General features: G+C 68.2%; 15 protein-coding genes. 10 read left to right on the top strand and 5 right to left on the bottom strand.

Translation table 11 applies throughout. The annotated features are described in order from the left end of the window. Positions 1 to 68: 68 nt before the first annotated feature. On the bottom strand, positions 69 to 2,069 hold the full coding sequence (gene acs, locus ACF8LI_RS21865; protein ID WP_392414070.1) for an acetate--CoA ligase: 2,001 nt from the start codon (positions 2,067 to 2,069) through the stop codon (positions 69 to 71). 231 nt (positions 2,070 to 2,300) lie between these two features. Between acs and ACF8LI_RS21860 the strand changes: the two genes are divergently transcribed. The 4 genes from ACF8LI_RS21860 to proX all read left to right on the top strand — a co-directional run bounded on the left by ACF8LI_RS21860 (position 2,301) and on the right by proX (position 7,256). Next, positions 2,301 to 2,909, top strand: coding sequence for a TIGR00645 family protein (locus tag ACF8LI_RS21860; RefSeq protein ID WP_012204594.1), 609 nt, complete (start codon positions 2,301 to 2,303; stop codon positions 2,907 to 2,909). Between the two features lie 698 nt (positions 2,910 to 3,607). Continuing rightward, positions 3,608 to 4,930 (top strand): glycine betaine/L-proline ABC transporter ATP-binding protein ProV, encoded by a 1,323-nt coding sequence (proV, locus tag ACF8LI_RS21855; RefSeq protein ID WP_139223856.1) that lies wholly within the window; start codon positions 3,608 to 3,610, stop codon positions 4,928 to 4,930. Beyond that, the gene (proW, locus tag ACF8LI_RS21850) at positions 4,927 to 6,099 is read left to right on the top strand and encodes a glycine betaine/L-proline ABC transporter permease ProW (protein ID WP_016445174.1); all 1,173 of its coding nucleotides are present in this window, start codon (positions 4,927 to 4,929) and stop codon (positions 6,097 to 6,099) included. The genes proV and proW overlap by 4 nt, the downstream gene beginning before the upstream one ends. 110 nt (positions 6,100 to 6,209) lie before the next feature. Beyond that, complete coding sequence (gene proX / locus ACF8LI_RS21845; RefSeq protein WP_374005598.1) at positions 6,210 to 7,256, top strand: glycine betaine/L-proline ABC transporter substrate-binding protein ProX; 1,047 nt, start codon at positions 6,210 to 6,212, stop codon at positions 7,254 to 7,256. 44 nt (positions 7,257 to 7,300) lie between these two features. On the opposite strand, the gene ACF8LI_RS21840 is transcribed toward proX, so the two are convergent. The 3 genes from ACF8LI_RS21840 to ptsP are packed head-to-tail and all read right to left on the bottom strand — an operon-like array spanning position 7,301 to position 12,584. Continuing rightward, a complete protein-coding gene (locus ACF8LI_RS21840) occupies positions 7,301 to 9,055 on the bottom strand; it encodes a PTS fructose transporter subunit IIC (RefSeq protein WP_392414069.1) in 1,755 nt (584 codons plus the stop codon). A gap of 23 nt (positions 9,056 to 9,078) precedes the next feature. Beyond that, positions 9,079 to 10,044, bottom strand: a complete 966-nt coding sequence (locus ACF8LI_RS21835) for a 1-phosphofructokinase family hexose kinase (protein WP_392414068.1) — start codon at positions 10,042 to 10,044, stop codon at positions 9,079 to 9,081. Next, positions 10,041 to 12,584, bottom strand: coding sequence for a phosphoenolpyruvate--protein phosphotransferase (ptsP, locus tag ACF8LI_RS21830; RefSeq protein WP_392414067.1), 2,544 nt, complete (start codon positions 12,582 to 12,584; stop codon positions 10,041 to 10,043). The genes ACF8LI_RS21835 and ptsP overlap by 4 nt, the downstream gene beginning before the upstream one ends. 135 nt (positions 12,585 to 12,719) lie before the next feature. Between ptsP and ACF8LI_RS21825 the strand changes: the two genes are divergently transcribed. The 5 genes from ACF8LI_RS21825 to ACF8LI_RS21805 all read left to right on the top strand — a co-directional run bounded on the left by ACF8LI_RS21825 (position 12,720) and on the right by ACF8LI_RS21805 (position 17,389). Next, entirely contained in the window at positions 12,720 to 13,706 is a 987-nt protein-coding gene (locus tag ACF8LI_RS21825) for a LacI family DNA-binding transcriptional regulator (RefSeq protein WP_017407260.1), read from the top strand. 128 nt (positions 13,707 to 13,834) lie between these two features. Further along, positions 13,835 to 14,521: a DUF3334 family protein gene (locus tag ACF8LI_RS21820; RefSeq protein ID WP_016445168.1), complete on the top strand. Its 687-nt coding sequence runs from the start codon at positions 13,835 to 13,837 to the stop codon at positions 14,519 to 14,521. Between the two features lie 116 nt (positions 14,522 to 14,637). After that, complete coding sequence (locus ACF8LI_RS21815; RefSeq protein ID WP_016453094.1) at positions 14,638 to 15,147, top strand: MarR family winged helix-turn-helix transcriptional regulator; 510 nt, start codon at positions 14,638 to 14,640, stop codon at positions 15,145 to 15,147. 1 nt (position 15,148) lies between these two features. Next, positions 15,149 to 16,375 (top strand): multidrug effflux MFS transporter, encoded by a 1,227-nt coding sequence (locus ACF8LI_RS21810; RefSeq protein WP_016453095.1) that lies wholly within the window; start codon positions 15,149 to 15,151, stop codon positions 16,373 to 16,375. A gap of 114 nt (positions 16,376 to 16,489) precedes the next feature. Next, positions 16,490 to 17,389 (top strand): alpha/beta hydrolase family protein, encoded by a 900-nt coding sequence (locus ACF8LI_RS21805; RefSeq protein ID WP_034363042.1) that lies wholly within the window; start codon positions 16,490 to 16,492, stop codon positions 17,387 to 17,389. Positions 17,390 to 17,453: 64 nt separating this feature from the next. On the opposite strand, the gene fumC is transcribed toward ACF8LI_RS21805, so the two are convergent. After that, positions 17,454 to 18,845, bottom strand: a complete 1,392-nt coding sequence (gene fumC / locus ACF8LI_RS21800; protein WP_016445164.1) for a class II fumarate hydratase — start codon at positions 18,843 to 18,845, stop codon at positions 17,454 to 17,456. Between the two features lie 313 nt (positions 18,846 to 19,158). Here fumC and ACF8LI_RS21795 point away from each other — a divergent pair, with 313 nt between their 5' ends. Beyond that, entirely contained in the window at positions 19,159 to 20,712 is a 1,554-nt protein-coding gene (locus tag ACF8LI_RS21795; RefSeq protein ID WP_392414066.1) for a fumarate hydratase, read from the top strand. Positions 20,713 to 20,739 lie beyond the last annotated feature (27 nt).

The raw sequence follows: 20,739 nt of genomic DNA, 5'->3' as shown, positions 1-20,739 counted from the left end.
CGCCCGCAGTCCGGCCAAGAAAAAACCGGAGTCAGGGCTCCGGTTCTTCATGGCGGTCGTGTCGGACCTCAGTTCGTCTCGGCCAGCTGGTCGAGGATGGCCGGGTTCTCCAGCGTGCTCGTGTCCTGGGTGATGGCCTCGCCCTTGGCAATCGAGCGCAGCAGGCGGCGCATGATCTTGCCGCTGCGCGTCTTGGGCAGGTTGTCGCCAAAGCGGATGTCCTTGGGCTTGGCGATGGGGCCGATTTCCTTGGCCACCCAGTCGCGCAGCTCCTTGGCGATCTGCTTGGCTTCCTCGCCCGTGGGGCGTGCCCGCTTCAGTACCACGAAGGCGCAGATGGCCTCGCCGGTCAGGTCGTCGGGGCGGCCCACGACGGCGGCCTCGGCCACCAGATCCGTCTTGGCGACCAAGGCCGATTCGATCTCCATCGTGCCCATGCGGTGGCCGGAGACATTGAGCACGTCGTCGATGCGGCCGGTGATGCGGAAGTAGCCCCGGTCCTCGCTGCGCACGGCGCCGTCGCCTGCCAGATAGGTCTGCCCGCCGAGTTCGGCCGGGAAATAGCTCTTCTTGAAGCGTTCGGGGTCGCCCCAGATGGTGCGGATCATGCTGGGCCAGGGCTTGGTGACCACCAGCAGGCCGCCTGCGCCGTTGGGCAGTTCGTGGCCGGTCTCGTCGACGATGGCGGCCATGATGCCCGGCAGCGGCAGCGTGCACGAACCCGGCACCAGCGGCGTGGCCCCCGGCATGGGGGCGATCACGTGGCCCCCGTTTTCGGTCTGCCAGAAGGTGTCCACGATGGGGCAGCGCTCGCCGCCCACATGCTTGTGGTACCACATCCAGGCCTCGGGATTGATGGGCTCGCCCACGCTGCCCAGCAGGCGCAGGCTGGACAGGTTCCAGTTCTTCGGATGCACGGCGGCATCGCTGTCGGCGGCCTTGATCAGCGAGCGGATGGCCGTGGGAGCCGTGTAGAAGATGGTGCAGCCGTGGCGCTCGATCATCTGCCAGAAGCGGCCCGCATTGGGGAAGGTGGGCACGCCCTCGAACACGATCTGCGTGGCGCCAGCGGCCAGCGGGCCGTAGGCCACGTAGGTGTGGCCCGTGATCCAGCCGATGTCGGCCGTGCACCAGAACACGTCGCTGGGCTTGAGGTCGAAGGTCCACTCCATGGTCTGCTTGGCCCACAGCACGTAGCCGCCCGTGCAGTGCTGCACGCCCTTGGGCTTGCCGGTGGAGCCGCTGGTGTAGAGGATGAACAGCGGGTGCTCGGAATCCACGGCCACGGGCGCGCACTCGGTGCTCTGGCCGGCCAGGATCTCGCCGAAGGTCTTGTCGCGGCCCGCCGTCATGGCACAGGCCGTGGCCGTGCGCTCGTAGACGAAGACATGGCGCACGGCCTCGCAGCCGCCCAGCGCCAGCGCGTCGTCCACGATGGCCTTGAGCGGCAGTTCCTTGCCGCCGCGTATCTGGTAGTTGGCGGTGATCACGGCCACGGCGCCCACGTCGACGATGCGTTCCTGCACCGCCTTGGCCGAGAAGCCGCCGAACACCACGCTGTGCGTGGCGCCGATGCGCGCGCAGGCCTGCATGGCCACCACGCCCTCGATGGTCATGGGCATGTAGATCAGGACACGGTCACCCTTTTGCACGCCCTGGGCCTTGAGCGCGTTGGCGAACTGCGAGACGCGCTCCAGCAGCTCGCGGTAGCTGACCTTGGTGACCTCGCCGCCATCGGCCTCGAAGATGATGGCCGTCTTGTGCTCGACGTCCGTGCCCATGTGCTTGTCCAGGCAATTGGCGCTGGCGTTGAGTTCGCCGTCGGCGAACCAGCGGAAGAAGGGGGGATTGCTGTCGTCCAGCACCTGGGTGAAGGGCTTGGACCAGACCACGTTCTCGCGCGCCAGGCGGGCCCAGAAGCCCTGGTAGTCGTTCTCTGCCTCGGCGCACAGCGCCTTGTACTGCTCCATGCCGGAGATGCGGGCCTTGGCGGCAAAGTCTGCCGGCGGCGGGAAGACCCGGTTCTCCACCAGTACCGATTCAATGGGGGATGCTGTTGCGGTGCTCATGCTTGCTTGTCTCCTGGGCTGGCCAAATAAAAATTGTGGTGTGACTGTCGGGGGCCGGTCTTACATGCCACTGACTGAAACACCCTTGGGCGCGTCTACCTGGGGATTCCCCGCAGTTCCTGGCTGTCACCGGCAATGGACTGTTTCGCCGCTAAAATCGCGCGCCCGTTTTCCACGGCCATTGTCCCCTCCCATCCACGCTCCCACACCAGACAAGCGCGACCGACCACCATGGCCCGCCAGCAAAACTCCAATCGAGCCCCCGGCTCCCCCCTGCGTCCCCTGCCTTCCCTGATCTTCGCCAGCCGCTGGCTGCAGCTGCCGCTGTACCTGGGCCTGATCGCCGCCCAGGGCGTCTACGTCTGGCACTTCCTGCTCGAGTTGTGGCACCTGATCGAGGCCGCCTTCGGCAACCAGGAAGCGCTGCAGGCGCTGATCACCAGCATCGGCTACAAGCACGATGCGCCCATCGGCGCGCTCAACGAAACCATCATCATGCTGGTGGTTCTGGCGCTGATCGACGTGGTGATGATCTCCAACCTGCTGATCATGGTCATCGTGGGCGGCTACGAAACCTTCGTCAGCCGCCTGGGCCTGGACAGCCACCCCGACCAGCCCGAGTGGCTGGGCCACGTGAACGCCTCCATCCTCAAGGTCAAGCTGGCCCTGTCCATCATCGGCATCAGCTCCATCCACCTGCTCAAGACCTTCATCAACGCGGGCAGCTACGACGTCAAGGTGCTGATGTGGCAGACCATCATCCACGTCACCTTCCTGGCCAGCGCCCTGGCCATCGCCTACACCGACAAACTGATCAACAGCACGGCCAGCAACCACTGAGCCAGTCGGCATCCCGCACCGAAGCCCCGCAGCGCCAGCCGCTGCGGGGCTTTTTTCATGGGCGGGCGCAGGGCACGCTTTTTGCCGCAGATCGGGCCTGAAGCTTTCCTCAAGCTGACGCTTGACCGATTTTATTCATCGATGACAGCATATGCCTTGTGAATCATGATCCCTATGCTCTCATTAAGTGAGCAAATAATGGCCGGATTGCAACCCCCAAGGGCTTGAAACAGCCCAAAACAGGCCTTCTTCGGCTCATGCGTTTTGACGCAGTAAAACCTGTTTTATATAATTTCGGCTTCTTTACAACCTGCCAAGCAGGTCATCGGCACCGTCTTCACGGCCTGCCGATCCCTCCGGCGGATCGTTGTGCTCCCGGCACAGCCCCGTCAACCGGGCCGAAACTCGGTCCTGATGTTGTGGGGCATCGCGCTGGCTGATCTTCAGCCACGATGCCCGCCTGAGACACCGCGCGCGCTTGCCGCCGGCTGCTCTCGACCTCTGGCTCTTGCGCACCGCTTCGCGTGCCATCCGAGCCGTCTCGGGTGCTTTCGCACCTGTTTGAATTCCAGCAACGGGGGACGGCCGTCCCCTGCAGCGAACGGCATCAGGGCTTCATTTTTGGCTTGCGCGCCAGCGTCTTCGCCCGTCGAGGACGCTGGACTGTGTTCCATCTCACCCAAAAGGAGAACGCCACAGTGGCCAAGCAGATCATCATCGATCATGTGTTCAAGGTTTTCGGGGACGACCCCAGGACCGCACTCGAGCTCGTCCAACAAGGCCTGAGCAAACAGGAGATCCTGGAGCGCACGGGCCAGTCCATCGGCGTGTTCGACGCCGACTTCACCATCGAGGCCGGCGAGATCTTCGTCGTCATGGGCCTGTCGGGCTCGGGCAAGTCCACCTTGGTGCGCATGCTCAACCGCCTGATCGAGCCCACGGCCGGGCGCATCGTGGTCGATGGCCAGGACATCAATGCCCTGAGCGAGCGCGATCTGCGCGCGCTGCGCCGCAAGGACATCTCCATGGTGTTCCAGTCCTTTGCGCTGATGCCGCACATGACGGTGCTGGACAACACGGCCTTCGGCCTGGAGCTGGCCGGCGCCGACAAGGCCGAGCGCCAGAAGCAGGCCCAGGCCGCGCTGGAGCAGGTGGGCCTGGGCGCCTGGGGCGCAAGCTATCCCGACGAGCTGTCGGGCGGCATGCAGCAGCGCGTGGGCCTGGCCCGGGCGCTGGCGTCCGATCCGTCCATCCTGCTGATGGACGAGGCCTTCTCGGCCCTGGACCCCATCATCCGCACGGAGATGCAGTCCGAGCTGCTGCGCCTGCAGCAGATCCAGCGCCGCACCATCGTCTTCATCTCGCATGACCTGGACGAGGCCATGCGCATCGGCGACCGCATCGCCATCATGAAGGACGGCCAGGTGATCCAGGTCGGCACGCCCGACGAGATCCTGCGCAGCCCTGCCGACGACTATGTGCGCAGCTTCGTGCGTGGCGTGGATGCGGCCTCGGTCTTCAAGGCCGGGGACATTGCGCGCCAGGCCCTGACCGTGGTGTCGGAGCACAGCGACCGCGGCTGCCGCGCCGCCCAGCGCCTGCTGGAGGACTCCGACCGCGACTACGCCTATGTGGTCAACGCGCGCCGCCGCTTCCTGGGCGTGGTGTCCTCGCAATCGCTGCGCGACGCACTGCATGGCCGCCCGGGCATGCTGGGCCTGAGCCACGCCTTCCTGCCCAACGTCGAGCCGCTGTCCGCAGGCACGCCGGTGGCCGAGCTGTTCGGGCCCGTGGCCGCTGCGCCCTGCGCGCTGCCGGTGACCAGCGACGACGGCCAGTTCATGGGCGTGGTCAGCCGCACCACCATGCTGCGCTTCCTGGACCGCGACACGCCGCCCGTGCCGCCGCCGCAGGAGATCGTGCCGCCCGTCACGCTCAACCCGCATTTCCCGGCCTCCAACGCCCCCACCGTCGCGCCGACCGTGGAGCCGATCGAACAACGACAAGGAGATGCCGCATGAGCGATGCCAACAACAACCTGAACCCGAACACCGCCGCTGCCGCCACCGATCCCTGGGCCGAAGCAGGCGCCAATGCAAACGCAGCCCCTGCTGCCGATCCCTGGGCAGCCGCCTCCACGCAGGCGCCCGCCGATGCGTCGCCCGATCCCTGGGGCGCTGCCAGCAGCGGCGATGCACCGGGCGGCGACTGGCTGGGCGCGTCGGCCGGGGTTCCCGACGACGCACAGGCCAGCCTCTGGCACCAACTGACCACGGACGGCCTGCCCGTGCAGGGCTGGATCAACAGCGGCCTGGAATGGGTGGTCCACCATTTCCGCCCCTTCTTCCAGGCCGTGCGCACGCCCATCGACGGCACGCTGTCGGGCATCACCGACGCCATGCTGGCCCTGCCCTGGCCGCTGCTGATCCTGATCCTGACCCTGGTGGCCTGGCAGTTCGCGGGCCGCGCCATGGCCATTGGCGCCGCCGTTTCGCTGGTGGTCGTCGCCATGCTGGGCATCTGGCCCGAGGCCATGGTGACGCTGTCGCTGGTGCTGACCTCGCTGGTGTTCTGCATGGTCATCGGGCTGCCCGTGGGCATCCTGCTGGCCTCCAGCGACCGTGCCCAGCGCTGGACACGCCCGCTGCTCGACGCCATGCAGACCACGCCGGCCTTCGTCTACCTGGTGCCCGTGGTGATGCTGTTCGGCATCGGCAACGTGCCCGGCGTGATCGTGACCATCATCTTCGCGCTGCCGCCGCTGATCCGCCTGACCAACCTGGGTATCCGCCAGGTGCGCCCCGACCTGATCGAGGCCAGCCGCGCGTACGGCGCCTCGCCCTGGCAGTTGCTGTGGAAGGTGCAGCTGCCGCTGGCCATGCCGTCCATCATGGCCGGCGTGAACCAGGCGCTGATGCTGTCGCTGTCGATGGTGGTGATCGCCTCCATGATCGCCGTGGGCGGCCTGGGCCAGATGGTGCTGCGCGGCATCGGCCGCCTGGACATGGGCCTGGCCACCGTGGGCGGCCTGGGCATCGTGCTGCTGGCCATCGTGCTGGACCGTATCACCCAGGCCATGGGACAGACCACCCGTGGCGGCGCGCGCTGGTGGCACAGCGGCCCCGCCGGCTGCATTGCCCGCCTGCTGGGCGCCGGCAGCAAGCCGGTTCATCGCGGCAGCACCAGCTGAACGCCTTGCCTGCGGCGCGGACGGGCCTTCTGCCGCGCCGCCTTCCCGAAAAACGGCCAGCCCCGCTGGCCGCCCGCTCCCCTTTCATCACACAACGGAGGAACCCGAGGATGATCCAAGCCCTGAACCCCAACCGACTGCAGGCCAACGCACTGCGCCACTGGCTGCGCGCCGGCGCCATCGCCACAGGCATTGCGCTGGCCAGCGCCAGCGCATGGTCGGCCGACGAACAGCCCGGAAAGGGCGTGAAGGTGTTGCCACTGAAGAGCTCCATCGCCGAAGAGAGCTTCCAGACCCTCATCGTCATGAAGGCCCTGGAGAAGCTGGGCTACGACGTGCAGCCCTTCCAGGAGGTCGAGTACCCCACGGCCCACGTGGCGATTGCCAATGGCGATGCCACTTTCCTGGCCACGCACTGGAACCCGCTGCACGCCGACTACTACAAGAACGCGGGCGGCGACGCCAAGCTGTTCCGCAAGGGCGTTTACTCGGACAACGCGGCCCAGGGCTACCTGATCGACAAGAAGACGGCCGACGAATACAAGATCACCAATATCGGCCAGTTGAAGGACCCCAAGATCGCCAAGCTGTTCGACTCGGACGGCGACGGCAAGGCCGACCTCACCGGCTGCACGCCGGGCTGGGGCTGCGAGGCCGTGATCGAGCACCACCTGACGGCCTACAAGCTGCGCGACACCGTGACCCACAAGCAGGGCACCTACTCGGCGCTGATCGCCGACACCATCTCGCGCTACAAGGCCGGCAAGCCCATCCTCTACTACACCTGGACGCCCTACTGGGTGAGCAACGTGCTCAAGCCCGGCAAGGACGTGGTATGGCTGGAGGTGCCGTTCTCCTCGCTGCCCGGCGAGCAGGCCAAGCTGGACACCAAGCTGCCCAACGGCAAGAACTACGGCTTCGTGGTGAACAAGCAGCAGATCATCGCCAACAAGGCCTTCACCGACAAGCATCCCGATGCCGCCAAGTTGTTCGAGCTGATGCAGGTCCCCGTGGGTGACATCAGCGCACAGAACCACATGATGAGCCAGGGCCAGAGCAAGCCTTCGGACATCACCCGCCATGTGGACGGCTGGATCAAGGCCCACCAGAAGACCTTCGACGGCTGGCTGGAACAGGCCCGCGCCGCAGCCCGCTGAACGCTGCGGGGGAGCCGCGCCAGGCGCTCCCCCGGCTTCCTGCTTCAAAGGCCCGCTTCGGCGGGCCTTTTGAACATGCGCAGGGCGATGGCCGTGACCACCACGCCTGCCACCAGCGCCACCGCATACATGGCTACATGGGTCACGGCATTGGGAATGGGCGCGACGAAGATGCCGCCATGCGGCACCTTCAGTTCCACCCCCGCCAGCATGGACACGGCACCGGCCACGGCCGAGCCCAGTACCAGGGCCGGGATCGTGCGCAGCGGATCGCGGGCCGCATAGGGAATGGCCCCCTCGGTGACAAAGGCCAGGCCCAGCACGCCGGCCGAGGCGGCGCTGCCGCGCTCCTCGCGCGTGAAGCGGTCGGCAAACAGGCGCGTGGCCAGGGCCAGCCCCAGCGGCGGCGTCATGCCGGCGATCATGGCTGCAGCCATGGGCGTGTAGACCTGGCTGGCGATCATTCCCGTGGAAAACGCATAGGCGGCCTTGTTCACCGGCCCGCCCATGTCAAAGGCCATCATCGCGCCCAGCAACAGGCCCAGCAGCAAGGCACTGGCGCCCTGCATGCCGCGCAGCCAGGCGCTCAGCCACTGCAGCAGCTCGGCCACGGGCGCACCGACCAGATAGAACATCAGCAGCCCCGTGAACAGGCTGCCCAGCACGGGCAGGATGAGCATGGGCAGCAGGCCCTTGAGCGCCTGCGGCAGCCGGATGTGCGCCGCCATGAAGGCCACGCCGTAGCCTGCAATGAAGCCGGCCGCAATGCCGCCGATGAATCCCGCCCCCATGCTGGACGCGATCATCCCGCCGATCATGCCCGGCGCAATGCCGGGCCGGTCGGCAATGGAATAGGCGATATAGCCGGCCAGCGCCGGCACCATCAGCGCAAAGCCGCCCTTGGCGCCGATCTGGAACAGCGTCCATCCCAGCGTGCCCTGGTGGGCATCGTCATGGACATAGATGCCGCCCAGCGCAAAGGCCATGGCGATCAGAATGCCGCCCGCCGTGACGAAGGGCAGCATGAAGGACACGCCGGTCATCAGGTGGCGATAGGCACCACCCTGGGTCCGGGCCGGCGTGGGCGCGGCGCCGCCTGCCGCAGCAGCGCCCACGGCGACACCATGCACGGCGGCTTCGGCCAGCGCCCGGGTGATCAGGCCCGAGCCGTCGCGTATGGCCGACTCGGTGCCGCTGCGCAGCAGCGGCTTGCCCGCGAAGCGCGAGAGATCCACCTCCCGGTCGGCGGCGATGATGACCAGGTCGGCCTCGGCAATCTCCTGCGGCGTCAGCGCATCGAGCGCGCCCACCGAGCCTTGCGTCTCCACGCGCATGGCGTGGCCCAGCGCCGCCGCGCCGCGCTGCAGGCCCTCGGCCGCCATGAAGGTATGGGCGATGCCCGTGGGGCAGGAGGTGACGGCAACAATGCGCTTGCCCGTGCGCTTGCCCATGTTCTCGCCCATGCGCTCGCCAGCGGGACTGGCGGCAGCGCAGCGTGCAAGCACGCCGGCCGGATCGTCGAGCGCCTCGCGCAGGCTGCAGCGCTCGACGGCGGCGTGCACGAAGCGGGAGGCATCGGCGGCGGTATCTGCATCGTCATGGGTGCCGGCATCCGCCACGATCAGCAATTGCCCGGCCTGCGCGGCGGCATCGGCCGCATGCAGCCCGATCACACCGCCGCTGGTGCGCACTTCCAGGGCCAAGGGTCGCTGTCCGGCCGCATGGCGCAGGGCTTCGGCGGCCAGCAGCGCTTCGGCGTCGTGCCCGGCGGCTGCGATCACCACAAAAAGAGGGTTCATGAGAGCTCCTGAAGAATGGGGGATCACGGCCACTGGCATGGCTCAAGCAGCACGCTGGCAGCCAGGGCCTGGACGCGGTCGGCATCGATTTCGCGCGCGGGCACTGCCTGCAGCCAGGCCAGCGCGCTGGCCGTGGACAGGCGTGCGGTGTCTGCCAGATCCAGTCCGCGCAGCCGCGCGGCCACCATGCCCGCGACCATGGCATCGCCCGCGCCCACGGAGCTGCCGCGTGCCCGCTGCGGCGGCCGCGCGATCACCGCGCCTTGCGTGGTGGCGAACAGCGCGCCCTCCTCGCCCATGGACACCACGGCCAGTCCCAGCCCCCTGTCCAGCAGGCGGCGCGCGGCGGTCAGCAGCGCGTCGCGGCCGTCCAGGCGCTGGCCTGTGGCGGCCTGCAACTCCTCCCGGTTGGGCTTGATGGCCCAGGGCATGGCCGCATGGGGGGCCGTGGCCAGGGCGGCGGCCAGGGGGGCCTCGCTGGTGTCCAGCAGCACGTCGGCACCGGCGGCCACGGCCTGGGCCTGGAGCCGGGCCCAGCTGTCCGCAGGCAGGCCGGCCGGCAGGCTGCCCGACAGCACCACGGCCAGGCCGGGCCGCAGATACCGGGCCAGCGTGGACATGACGGTGTCCAGATGCGCTTCGGCCAAGGCCAGGCCCGGCAGGTTGATGTCCGTGGTCTGGCGTCCGCCGTCGGCCACCAGCTTGATGTTGGTGCGCGTCTGGCCCGGCACGCGCAGGCAGGCGTCGGCAATGCCGCGCTGGGCGAACAAGGCCTCGAACATGCCGGCGTTGTCACTGCCCAGCACGCCCAGCGCGGCCGAGGGAACGCCCAGGCCCGCCAAGGCGGCGGCAACATTGATGCCCTTGCCGCCCGGCGCCTGCACGCTGCCCAATGCGCGCTGCACCTGGCCGGGCAGCAGCGCATCCAGGGTCACAAGCTGGTCTATGGCCGGGTTCAGGGTCACGGTGATGGCTTGCGGGGCGTTCATGCCGTCACCTCCTTGGCCAGTGCCCGCACCTGCGCGGCATCCTCGCAGTCCAGCGCCCTGTCTGCCAGCGCCTGCAACTGCCGCAGGCTGGCCGCACGCAAGCCGGCCTTGACACCAGCGATGTCGTTGGGGGTCATGGACAGCTCGCCCACCCCCAGCCCGGCCAGCAGCAGCGCACCGAACGGGTCGCCGGCCAGTCCGCCGCAGACGCCCACGGGGCGCGCGCAGGTGGCAGCGCCCTGCACGGTGGCGCGCACCATCCGCAGCACGGCCGGATGCAGGCTGTCCGCCTCGGCCGCCAGTTGCGGGTTCTGGCGGTCCATGGCCAGCACGTACTGGGTCAGGTCGTTGGTGCCTATGGAGAAGAAATCGGCATGGCGGGCCAGTGCGTCGGCCTGCACGGCGGCAGCGGGCACCTCGATCATGATGCCCAGCGGCAGGACCGGGGCGTCCAGTTCGGCGCGCAGCCGCTCGCAGGCCGCGCGCAGCGCCAGCAGTTCCTGCACGCTGGTGACCATGGGAAACATCACGGACAGCCTTGCGCCATCGCGGGCCGCCCGGTACAGGGCGCGCATCTGGGGCTCCAGCAGGTCGGGGCGGCGCAGCAGCAGCCGCGCGCCGCGCACGCCCAGGAAGGGGTTGTCCTCGCGCGGCAACTCCAGGTGGGCGACCTGCTTGTCGCCGCCGATGTCCAGCGCGCGAACGATCAGCGGCCGGCCCTCCAGCGCCTGCGCCATGGCGCGGTAGGTTTCGTACTGCTCGTCCTCGCCGGGCGTGCTGCCGCGCTCCAGGAACAGGAATTCCGTGCGCATCAGGCCCACGCCCTCGGCGCCCTGGGACAGGGCCAGCGGCACCTGCCCGGGCAGGTTGACGTTGGCGCAGACTTCGATGCGCACGCCATCGGTGGTGATGGCAGGCAGGCTGCGCTGCGCTGCCACGCGGTCCTGCAGCGCCCGCTGCTCGGCCATGTGGGCACGCGCCGAAGCCAGGTCCTGCTCCGAGGGATCAAGGTAGATGCGGCCATTGGCGCCATCGACGATGGCCAGGGCCCCATCGGCCATGCCCAGCACGCCGCCGCCTGCCGCCACGGCGGCCGGCAGCCCCAGCGTGCGCGCGAGTATGGCCGTGTGCGAGGTGGGACTGCCCTGCGCCGTGACCAGCGCGGCCACGCGCGCCGTGTCCAGCTGGGCGGTTTCCGAGGGCGAAAGATCGGCCGCGACCAGGATGCAGCCGCCTTCCGGCAGGCCCTCCGGTCCCGCCGCTGCCAGCGAGGGCTGCAGTTGCACCAGCACGCGCCGGCCCACGTCGCGCAGGTCGGCGGCACGCGCGGCCAGCGCGGGGTTGTCCAGCGCCTGGAGACGGGCAGCGCCCTCCTCCACGGCCTGGTCCCAGGCCCAGGCCACGCCGTGGCCCTGGACCATGAACTGGCAGGCGCGCGTGATGAGTCCGGTGTCGCCCAGCCACTCGGCCTGCGCGCTGAAGATGGCCGCATCGCCTTCGCCCAGGCGGCGGCGGGTGTCGTCATGCAGGGCGCGCAGCTGGCCCTGCGTCTCGGCCAGCGCCGCATGCAGCCGCGCACCGCCCACGCTGAGCGGCTCGGGCAGGTCGGGGATCTCGGCGGCCTCCACACGCCACTGGTGGATGCGGGCCACGGCCAGCCCCGGGCTGGCGCCCAGGCCCACAAAGGCAGGCCGCGCCAGCGGCGGCAGCCAGCCCGTGGCGGGCGATTCGGCCGCCTTGCGCGCAGCGGCGTCGGCTTCGGCACGTTCCTGGGCCACCAGGGCCTGGGCCACGGCGCACAGGCGCTGGACCGCGGCCCTGGCGTCGGGGCCCTCTGCCGAGATGGTGACCTTGTCGCCTTCGCGCAGTCCCAGCTGCAGCAGGCTGGCCATCTGCCGCGCATCGGCCACCTCGCCGCCATGGCGCACCTGCATGCGCGAGGCAAAGCCGCGCGCCGCCTCCGCCCAGCGCGTGGCAGGCCGTGCATGCAGGCCGTTGGGATAGGCAATGATCCATTCGCACGCCTCGGCCAGGTCCACTGCCGCCGGGCGGGCGGCAGGCGGCGCCGGGTCCGCCTGCCCCTGGAGTGCATCGATGACCTGCTGCGCATCGCCGGTGGTGAACAGCGCCTGCAGCCGGGGTGTCTGCAGCAGGCCGGCCAGGCGGCGCAGCAAGGTGATGTGGGCATCGGAGCGTGCCGCCACCGCCACGACCAGATGCACGTTCTGGCCGGCATTCCAATCCAGGCCCTCGCGCACCTGGAGCACGGCCACCGCGTCGCGCAGCACCAGGGCCCGGTCTTCGGCGCGGCCGTGGGGAATGGCCACGCCGTGGCCCAGAAAGGTTTCGGCCTGGGCCTCGCGCGCCTGCATGCCGGCGGCATAGCCAGGGGCCACGCAGCCGCTGTCCTGGAGCAGCCGGGCGGCCTGGTCAATGGCGTCGGCCTTGTCGCGCACCCGGGCGCCCAGGCGCACGGCGATCTGCAGGCCCGCAGAAGCGGTGGGTGCAACCGCCGGGAGGGATGAATGGGCATTGTTCATGGCGCGGATTGTGGGAACGTTCCCAACCATCAGTCAATCTGCACTGCAACATAACCTGGCCACCATCCGGCCATACCCCGGCATTTCTTTGGAGTTATCCTCTGCGGCACACCACAACCAACGGGAACGATTGCATTGAGCATCAGCATCAACGATGTGGCCCGTGCGGCCGGGGTTTCCAAATCAACGGTATCGCGCGCGCTGGCGGGCGGCTCGGTCAGCGAAGAAGTCCGGGCGCGGGTCGCGGCCGCCGTGCAGGCCACGGGCTACCGGCCCAATCTGATGGCGCGCCGGCTGCGCGCGCGCGACGCAGGGCCCATGGGCGTGCTGGTGGCCGACATACGCAACCCGTTTTTCACGGCCCTGATCCGCGCGGTCGAGGCCGAGGCCTATCGCCAGGGCCGGCGCGTGCTGTTGTGCAATACCGACGAAGACCCGCAGCGCGAAGCCATGTACCTGCAGCTCATGCAGGAAGAGCGCATCGCGGGACTGATCTTTGCGCCCACCCAGGCCAGCCTGCACAAGCTCGAGCGCATGCAGCTGGAGTTTCCCGTTGTCCTGGTGGACCGGGCGGGCGCCCCGGCCTTCCATGACAGCGTGGTGCTGGACAACGCCCAGGCCTGCGCCACCCTGGTCAGGCATCTGGTGGAACAGGGCCGCCGCCGCATTGCAGGCGTCTTCGGCAGCACCAGCAGCACGGCGCGCGAGCGCTGCGACGGCTATCTGGCCGCCATGCGCGATGCAGGCCTGGAGCCCGACTTGCGCCAATTGCCCCCGACCAGCGATGCCGCCGAGGCCGAAGTCACGCAATGGCTGCGCCAGCCGCAGCGGCCCGACGCCTTCGTGGCCAGCAACGGCCTGCTGCTGGAAGGCTGCCTGCGCGCGATACGCGCAGCCGGCCTGCGCATACCCGGCGATGTGGCGCTCGCCGGTTTCGACAACGAGCGCTGGACAGAACTGGTGGCCCCCGCCATCACCGTCATCGAGCAGCCGATCGACGCCATGGGCCGAACGGCCTTCAGCCTGCTGATGGAGCGGCTGCATGCGCCCGAGCTGCCCGTGCGCAAGGTGGTCATGCAGGGGCGCTGCATAGTGCGCGAGTCCACGCAGGCGATTCGCTGAGCGCGGCTTTCGGGGCCGCCTGCCAAGCCCCGCCCCAGGAGGGGGCACATTGGACTTTCAATGTTACAAACAGTCGCAAACAACGGACTTGCACCCATAATCGCTCACAATTTTGTCCCGTTGACCTCATGAACCAGCCCCAACATCCCATCGTCCATGGCACGGAAGACGTGCTGATCAGCCTCTGCAACTCCGTCTCGCGCGTGCTCCAGGTGGCCACGCAGTGCCAGATCCAGTATTCGGGCATGGTGCAGCGCATCACCAAGACCAGCCTCAAGCCCGACATCGGCTGCTTTGTCCTGGTGGACGGCGGCTTTTCGGGCCTGGTGATCATCAACTTCTCGGCCGCCGCCGCCATGGAGCTGTACCGCAGCTACATGCTGAGCATGGGCATGGGTGAAGAGGACCTTGCCAGCTCCTACACCTCCGACGATGTCAGCAACGTCATGGGCGAGCTGATGAACCAGGTGGTGGGCGACTTCACCAGCAAGGTCCAGCGCGAGCTTCAGACCTACATCACGCAAAGCCAGCCCAAGATGATCCGCCTGAACAAGCAGGTCAACCTCAGCGTGGATGCCAACCTCGACTCTCCCGAGGCGCGCCGCGTGACCTTCTACACGGGCAACAACAACATCTTCTATCTCGAGCTGGCCATGGACCGCACGGAGTTCATCAAGGTGGTGGATTTCGAACCGCAGGAGCGCCCCGACCCGGACGCCCTCATGGCGCAGGCCAACGCCAGCGCCCCCGCCGCAGCGCCTGAACCGGCCGGCAGCACGGACACCGACGAACTGCTCAAGTCCCTGGGCATGTAGGCCCCGCCTCCCCTGCGGGGGCCAAAACCCTGACGCCTGCGGATGTATCAGGCGGCTCCGGGAAACGATATCGTTGACATGCAGATAATTGGAATGCCAACTATTTGAATGCCACGATGTCTTCCCTTCCCGACCAGTCCCCGCCCGCGCAAGCCGATGCCGCCAGCGTGCAGCGGCATTTCATGTTCACGCTGGGCCAAGTCAACAAGCAATGGCGCCGCACGCTGGACAGGCTGCTGGCGCCCATGGGCCTGACCCAGGCGCTGTGGATGCCGCTGATGCATCTGGCGCGTTCGCCCGAGGCCATGCGCCAGAAGGATCTGGCCCATTCCCTGGCGCTGGACAGCTCCTCGGTCGTGCGCCTGGTGGACGGCCTGGCCGCCCAGGGCTGGATAGAGCGCGTGGACGACAGCGACCGCCGCGTCAGAAAAATCCAGCTCACGCCAGCCGGCCATGCCCAGGTCGAAGCCGTGCAGGGCCTGCTGCAGCAGGCCCGCGCCCAGGTGCTGGGCGCCGTGCCGCCCGAGGAACTGGGCGCGGCCTACGCCACGCTGCAGCGCCTGCTGGAGGCCATGGCCGCCGAGCCCGCCTGCGACACGGACCTGCCCGACGAGCAGGCTGCCTGAGATGGCTGCCGAGCACTCTTCGCTGCCACCCGCCCAGGACCATACAGCGGCCAGCCGCAAGGCGCCGCTGTGGCTGCTGGTGGTCGTGACCATCGTCGGCACGCTGGCCATGCACATGTTCCTGCCCGCCCTGCCCGATGCGGCACGCCAGCTCCAGGCCGGCGCCAGCCAGATGCAGCTGACCATCACGGTCTACATCCTGGGCCTGGGCGTGGGCCAGCTGATCTATGGCCCGCTGTCGGACAGCCTGGGGCGCCGCCCCATGCTGCTGGCCGGACTCATCCTCTATGCGCTGGCCAGCCTGGCGGCCTTTCTCGCCCCGTCCGCCCCCTGGCTGATCGGCGCGCGGCTGCTCCAGGCGCTGGGCGGCTGCGCGGGCCTGGCCCTGGGCCGCGCCATTGCGCGCGATTCGAGCACGCCCGAGAACGCCGTGGGCAGCCTGGCGCTGCTCAACCTGATGATGATGATCGGCCCCGGCATCGCGCCGGCCATCGGCTCGGCCATCGACGACGCCCTGGGCTGGCGCGCCATCTTCGGCACGCTGGCCGTGGTCGGCGGCGTGACGGCCTTCGGCATCTGGAAGCTGCTGCCCGAAACCGGCCAGCCCACGGGCCGCCTGCACCTGGGCACCATCCGCGACGACTACCGCAGCCTGCTGCGCTCGCCGGCCTTCGTGGGCTTTGCCGTGGGCGGCGGCTGCGCCACCACGTCCATCTATGCCTTCCTGGCGGCGGCGCCCTTCGTCTTCATCGAGCAGCTGCATTCCACCAAGCATGAAGTGGCCATCTACCTGGGCCTGCTCATGGGCGGCATGGCCGTGGGCAATGCGCTGGCCCGCCAGCTGATACGCCACTGGCCCCTGGAGCGGCTGATGCTCAACGGCAATCTGCTGAGCCTGGCCAGCGCGGCCATGCTGCTGTTGCTGGCCCTGTTCAACCAGCTCACGCCGGCCATCGTGGTGGGGCTGATGGTGCTGTTCGCGCTGGGTTCGGGCCTGACCAGCCCTGCGGCGCTGGCCAGCGCGCTGAGCGTGCATCCGCGCCTCACGGGCTCGGCCGCCGGTGTCTACGGCAGCACGCAAATGGCCGTGGGCGGCCTGTGCACCTTGGGCGCCAGCCTGGGCAGCAACCCGGCGCTGTCGGCCGCGCTGGCCCTGGTCGTGGCGTGCGTGGTGGGGCAGTTGGGCTTTCGCAGCGCGCTGCGCCACGCGCAGCGTGCGCCCGGCTGAGGACCATGGTCCCCGAGGCGACGGCCCGGCCGCGCGGAGCGCAGGCGGGGCCAGGACCTCGACTACATTGGCGCAGCCGTGGGCCCTTGCCACGGACCACAGGAGACAAAAAACATGCGCCAACTTTCCTTTTCCATCGTCCTGCGCCAGGCCGCCTCCGGCACGCTGGCGGCCGCCGCGCTGCTGGCCGGCCCGGCCGCCCAGGCCGGCTCCATCGAGGCCGCCGAGTTCAAGAGCGCCACGCTGCAGCGCAGCTGGACCTACAACGTCTACCTGCCCACGGGCTACGACGCCCAGTCCAGGCTGCGCTACCCCGTCATGTACCTGCTGCACGGCAACGACGGCCAGCGCAACGACTGGCCCGTCAAGGGCAACCTGCTGCGCACGGTGGACCAGCTGATCCAGAACGGCGAGATCCCGCCCGCCATCATCGTCATGCCCGACGCGGGAACGACCTGGTACGTGGACCTCAAGGAGCCCATGGAGACGGCCTTCTTCCAGGACCTCGTCCCCCATGTCGAGAAGAAGTACCGCACCCTCACCAGCCGCGATGGCCGCGTCATCGGCGGCCTGTCCATGGGCGGCTACGGCGCGCTGCGCTACGTGCTCAAGTACCCGGAGAAATTCCAGGCCGCCGCACTGCTCAGCCCCGCCATCTACAACCCCGAGCCGCCCGCCGATTCCTCGGCACGCTCGGTCAAGGTCTTTGCCGAACCCAACACGGGCGGCCAGTACAGCACCACGGTCTGGAAAAGCTACAACTACCCCGCGCTGTGGGACAGCTTTCTCGCCCGCAAGATCAGCGTGCCCATGTACATCAATTCGGGCGACGACGATGAATTCATGATCGAGTCCGACGCCGCCCAGCTCTACGCCCAGCTGCGCAGGAACAAGCAGCCTGCCGAGCTGCGCATCGTCAACGGCAAGCATGAATGGCCGGTCTGGGAAAGCACCATCGGCGACGCGCTCAAGTACGTGTTCCGCACCGTGCGCCGCCCGCAGGCGGACAACTGAGCCAGGCCATGAAGCAAAAAAAGGGGAGCCGATCGGCTCCCCTTTTTGATGGCGTCAGCAGGTCCTACAGATTGCCGACCATCTTGGCAGGGATCACCCAGGCGTCGAACTGTTCGCCGGTCAGGTGGCCGGAAGCCACGGCGGCTTCGCGCAGGCTGGAGCCTTCCTTGTGCGCCTTCTTGGCGATGTAGGCCGCCTTGTCGTAGCCGATGTGCGGGTTCAGCGCCGTCACCAGCATCAGCGAGCGCTGCACCAGCTCGGTGATGCGCTCGCGGTTGGGTTCGATGCCAACGGCGCAGTGGTCGTTGAAGCTCTTCATGCCATCGGCCAGCAGGCGCACGCTCTGCAGGAAGTTGTGCGAGACCATGGGGCGGAACACGTTCAGCTCGAAGTTGCCCGAGGCGCCGCCGAAGTTGATCGCCACGTCGTTGCCGAAGACCTGGGCCGCCAGCATGGTCACGGCTTCGCTCTGCGTGGGGTTGACCTTGCCGGGCATGATGGACGAGCCGGGCTCGTTCTCGGGGATGGAGATCTCGCCCAGGCCGCTGCGCGGGCCGGAGGCCAGCCAGCGCACGTCGTTGGCGATCTTCATCATGCTGGCGGCCAGCGTCTTGAGCGCGCCGTGGGCGTGGACCAGCCCATCGCACGAGGCCAGGGCCTCGAACTTGCTGGGCGCCGTCACGAACGGGTAGCCGGTGAGCTGGGACAGCTCGGCCGCCACGCCCTCGGCATAGCCCTTGGGTGCATTCAGGCCCGTGCCCACGGCCGTGCCGCCCAGCGCCAGCTCGTACAGGTGCGGCAGCGCGGCGCGCACATGCTTTTCGCCATGGGCCAGTTGGGCCACCCAGCCCGAGATTTCCTGGCCCAGCGTCAGCGGCGTGGCGTCCTGCAGATGGGTGCGGCCGATCTTGACGATGTCGGCATAGGCCTCGCTCTTGGCCTGCAGCGTATTGCGCAGCAGGGCAATGGCGGGCAGCAGCTTTTGCTCGATGGCCGTGACGGCAGCCACGTGCATGGCGGTCGGGAATACGTCGTTGCTCGACTGGCTCTTGTTCACGTCGTCATTGGGGTGGACCAGGCGCGATTCGCCCCGCTCGCCACCGAGGATTTCGCTGGCGCGGTTGGCCAGCACCTCGTTGACGTTCATGTTGGTCTGCGTGCCCGAGCCCGTCTGCCAGACCACCAGCGGGAACTCGTCCGGGTGCTTGCCGGCGATCACCTCGTCGGCGGCAGCCAGGATGGCCCGGGTCTTCTTCTCGTCGAGCAGGCCCAGCTTGTGGTTGACGGTGGCCGAGGCCTTCTTGACCTGGGCCAGCGCGTGGATGATCTCGCGCGGCTGCTGCTCGCCGCTGATGTCGAAGTTCTGCAGCGAACGCTGCGTCTGCGCGCCCCAAAGCTTGTCTGCGGGGACGGCTATGGGTCCGAAAGTGTCTTTTTCCTGGCGGGTCGCGGTCATTGGTGTGGACTCCTTGGTGAAAACAACGCGGCGCAGTTGGCTGGAGGCAGGTCGGCGGGCCGCGCGTTGCGTGGCTCGGGGATGTCTGGCTGGCGGGGCCGCAATGGCAAAAACCCGCCCATGGTAACTCCGCAAATGGGAACCTCTCGCATCCATCCCCCACTGAGGTGTCGCCGAGGCGGGCTTGTCCAGGCAAACCCCTCGACTCTTGTACAAGACTGCACCCCTTGCGTGCACTTTCCGCCGCGCAGCGCCGATAATCGCCCCCGGGATTCCCCTCCCCTGTTCCCCCGATCAAAAAGACACCCCACCGATGACCACCACGATCCGCCAGCAGGACCTGATCGATTCGATCGCAGGCGCCCTGCAGTACATCAGCTACTACCACCCCGCCGACTACATCGCCCACCTGGCCCGCGCCTACGAGCGCGAGCAGAGCCCGGCGGCCAAGGACGCGATGGCCCAGATCCTGACCAACTCCAAGATGTCGGCCACCGGCCACCGCCCGATCTGCCAGGACACCGGCATCGTCAACGTGTTCCTGAAGGTGGGCATGGACGTGCGCTGGGAAGGCTTCACGGGCGGCCTGGAAGACGCCATCAACGAAGGCGTGCGCCGCGGCTACAACCACCCCGACAACACGCTGCGTGCCTCGGTCGTGGCCGATCCGCTGTTCGCGCGCAAGAACACCAAGGACAACACGCCTGCCGTCATCAACGTGCAGATCGTGCCCGGCGACAAGCTGGACGTGACGGTGGCCGCCAAGGGCGGCGGCTCGGAGAACAAGTCCAAGATGATCATGATGAACCCCAGCGACAACCTGGTGGAGTGGGTTCTCAAGACCGTTCCGACCATGGGCGCGGGCTGGTGCCCGCCGGGCATGCTGGGCATCGGCATCGGCGGCACCGCCGAGAAGGCCGTGCTGCTGGCCAAGGAAAGCCTGATGGAAGACCTGGACATGTACGAGCTGCAGGCCAAGGCCGCGCGCGGCGAGAAGCTCGACCAGGTCGAGGAACTGCGCCTGGAGCTGTACGAGAAGGTCAACGCCCTGGGCATTGGCGCGCAAGGCCTGGGCGGCCTGGCCACCGTGCTGGACATCAAGATCAAGATGTACCCCACGCACGCGGCCTCCAAGCCCGTGGCCATGATCCCCAACTGCGCGGCCACGCGCCACGCGCACTTCGTTATGGACGGCTCCGGCGCGGTCTACATGGACGCCCCCTCGCTGGACCTGTGGCCCAAGATCGACTGGGAGCCCGACTACAACAAGTCGCGCCGCGTGGACCTCAACGCCCTGACCAAGGAAGAAGTGGCCAGCTGGAAGCCCGGCGACACACTGCTGCTCAACGGCAAGATGCTCACGGGCCGCGATGCCGCCCACAAGCGCATCCAGGACATGCTGGCCAAGGGCGAGAAGCTGCCCGTGGACTTCACCAACCGCGTGATCTACTACGTCGGCCCGGTGGACCCGGTCAAGGACGAAGCCGTGGGCCCCGCAGGCCCGACGACGGCCACCCGCATGGACAAGTTCACCGACATGATGCTGGAGCAGACCGGCCTGATCGCCATGATCGGCAAGGCCGAGCGCGGCCCGGTGGCCATCGAGTCCATCAAGAACCACAAGTCGGCCTACCTGATGGCCGTGGGCGGCGCCGCCTACCTGGTGTCCAAGGCCATCAAGAACGCCAAGGTCGTGGGCTTCGAGGACCTGGGCATGGAAGCCATCTACGAATTCGACGTGGTGGACATGCCCGTGACCGTGGCCGTGGATGCCGGCGGCACCAGCGCCCACATCACCGGCCCTGCCGAATGGCAAAAGCGCATCGCATCCGGCGAGTTCAAGACCATTGAGATTGCCTCGGCCTGACGCCGGCGCCAAGCGCAAAGAGGCCGC

It is taken from the genome of Delftia sp. WSY_12 (assembly GCF_043104645.1).
Taxonomy (GTDB): domain Bacteria; phylum Pseudomonadota; class Gammaproteobacteria; order Burkholderiales; family Burkholderiaceae_C; genus Comamonas; species Comamonas tsuruhatensis.
Note: the sequence above shows the minus strand (reverse complement) of the source record. Positions and strands in the feature narration are given on the sequence as shown.

Coding starts and splice junctions, on each gene's coding strand:
- proX (WP_374005598.1), top strand. CDS start 6,210: ATGATCCAAGCCCTGAACCCCAACCGACTGCAGGCCAACGCACTGCGC.
- ACF8LI_RS21840 (WP_392414069.1), bottom strand. CDS start 9,055: ATGAACCCTCTTTTTGTGGTGATCGCAGCCGCCGGGCACGACGCCGAA.
- ACF8LI_RS21820 (WP_016445168.1), top strand. CDS start 13,835: ATGAACCAGCCCCAACATCCCATCGTCCATGGCACGGAAGACGTGCTG.
- ACF8LI_RS21810 (WP_016453095.1), top strand. CDS start 15,149: ATGGCTGCCGAGCACTCTTCGCTGCCACCCGCCCAGGACCATACAGCG.
- ACF8LI_RS21815 (WP_016453094.1), top strand. CDS start 14,638: ATGTCTTCCCTTCCCGACCAGTCCCCGCCCGCGCAAGCCGATGCCGCC.
- ACF8LI_RS21860 (WP_012204594.1), top strand. CDS start 2,301: ATGGCCCGCCAGCAAAACTCCAATCGAGCCCCCGGCTCCCCCCTGCGT.
- fumC (WP_016445164.1), bottom strand. CDS start 18,845: ATGACCGCGACCCGCCAGGAAAAAGACACTTTCGGACCCATAGCCGTC.
- acs (WP_392414070.1), bottom strand. CDS start 2,069: ATGAGCACCGCAACAGCATCCCCCATTGAATCGGTACTGGTGGAGAAC.
- ptsP (WP_392414067.1), bottom strand. CDS start 12,584: ATGAACAATGCCCATTCATCCCTCCCGGCGGTTGCACCCACCGCTTCT.
- proW (WP_016445174.1), top strand. CDS start 4,927: ATGAGCGATGCCAACAACAACCTGAACCCGAACACCGCCGCTGCCGCC.
- ACF8LI_RS21835 (WP_392414068.1), bottom strand. CDS start 10,044: ATGAACGCCCCGCAAGCCATCACCGTGACCCTGAACCCGGCCATAGAC.
- ACF8LI_RS21805 (WP_034363042.1), top strand. CDS start 16,490: ATGCGCCAACTTTCCTTTTCCATCGTCCTGCGCCAGGCCGCCTCCGGC.
- ACF8LI_RS21795 (WP_392414066.1), top strand. CDS start 19,159: ATGACCACCACGATCCGCCAGCAGGACCTGATCGATTCGATCGCAGGC.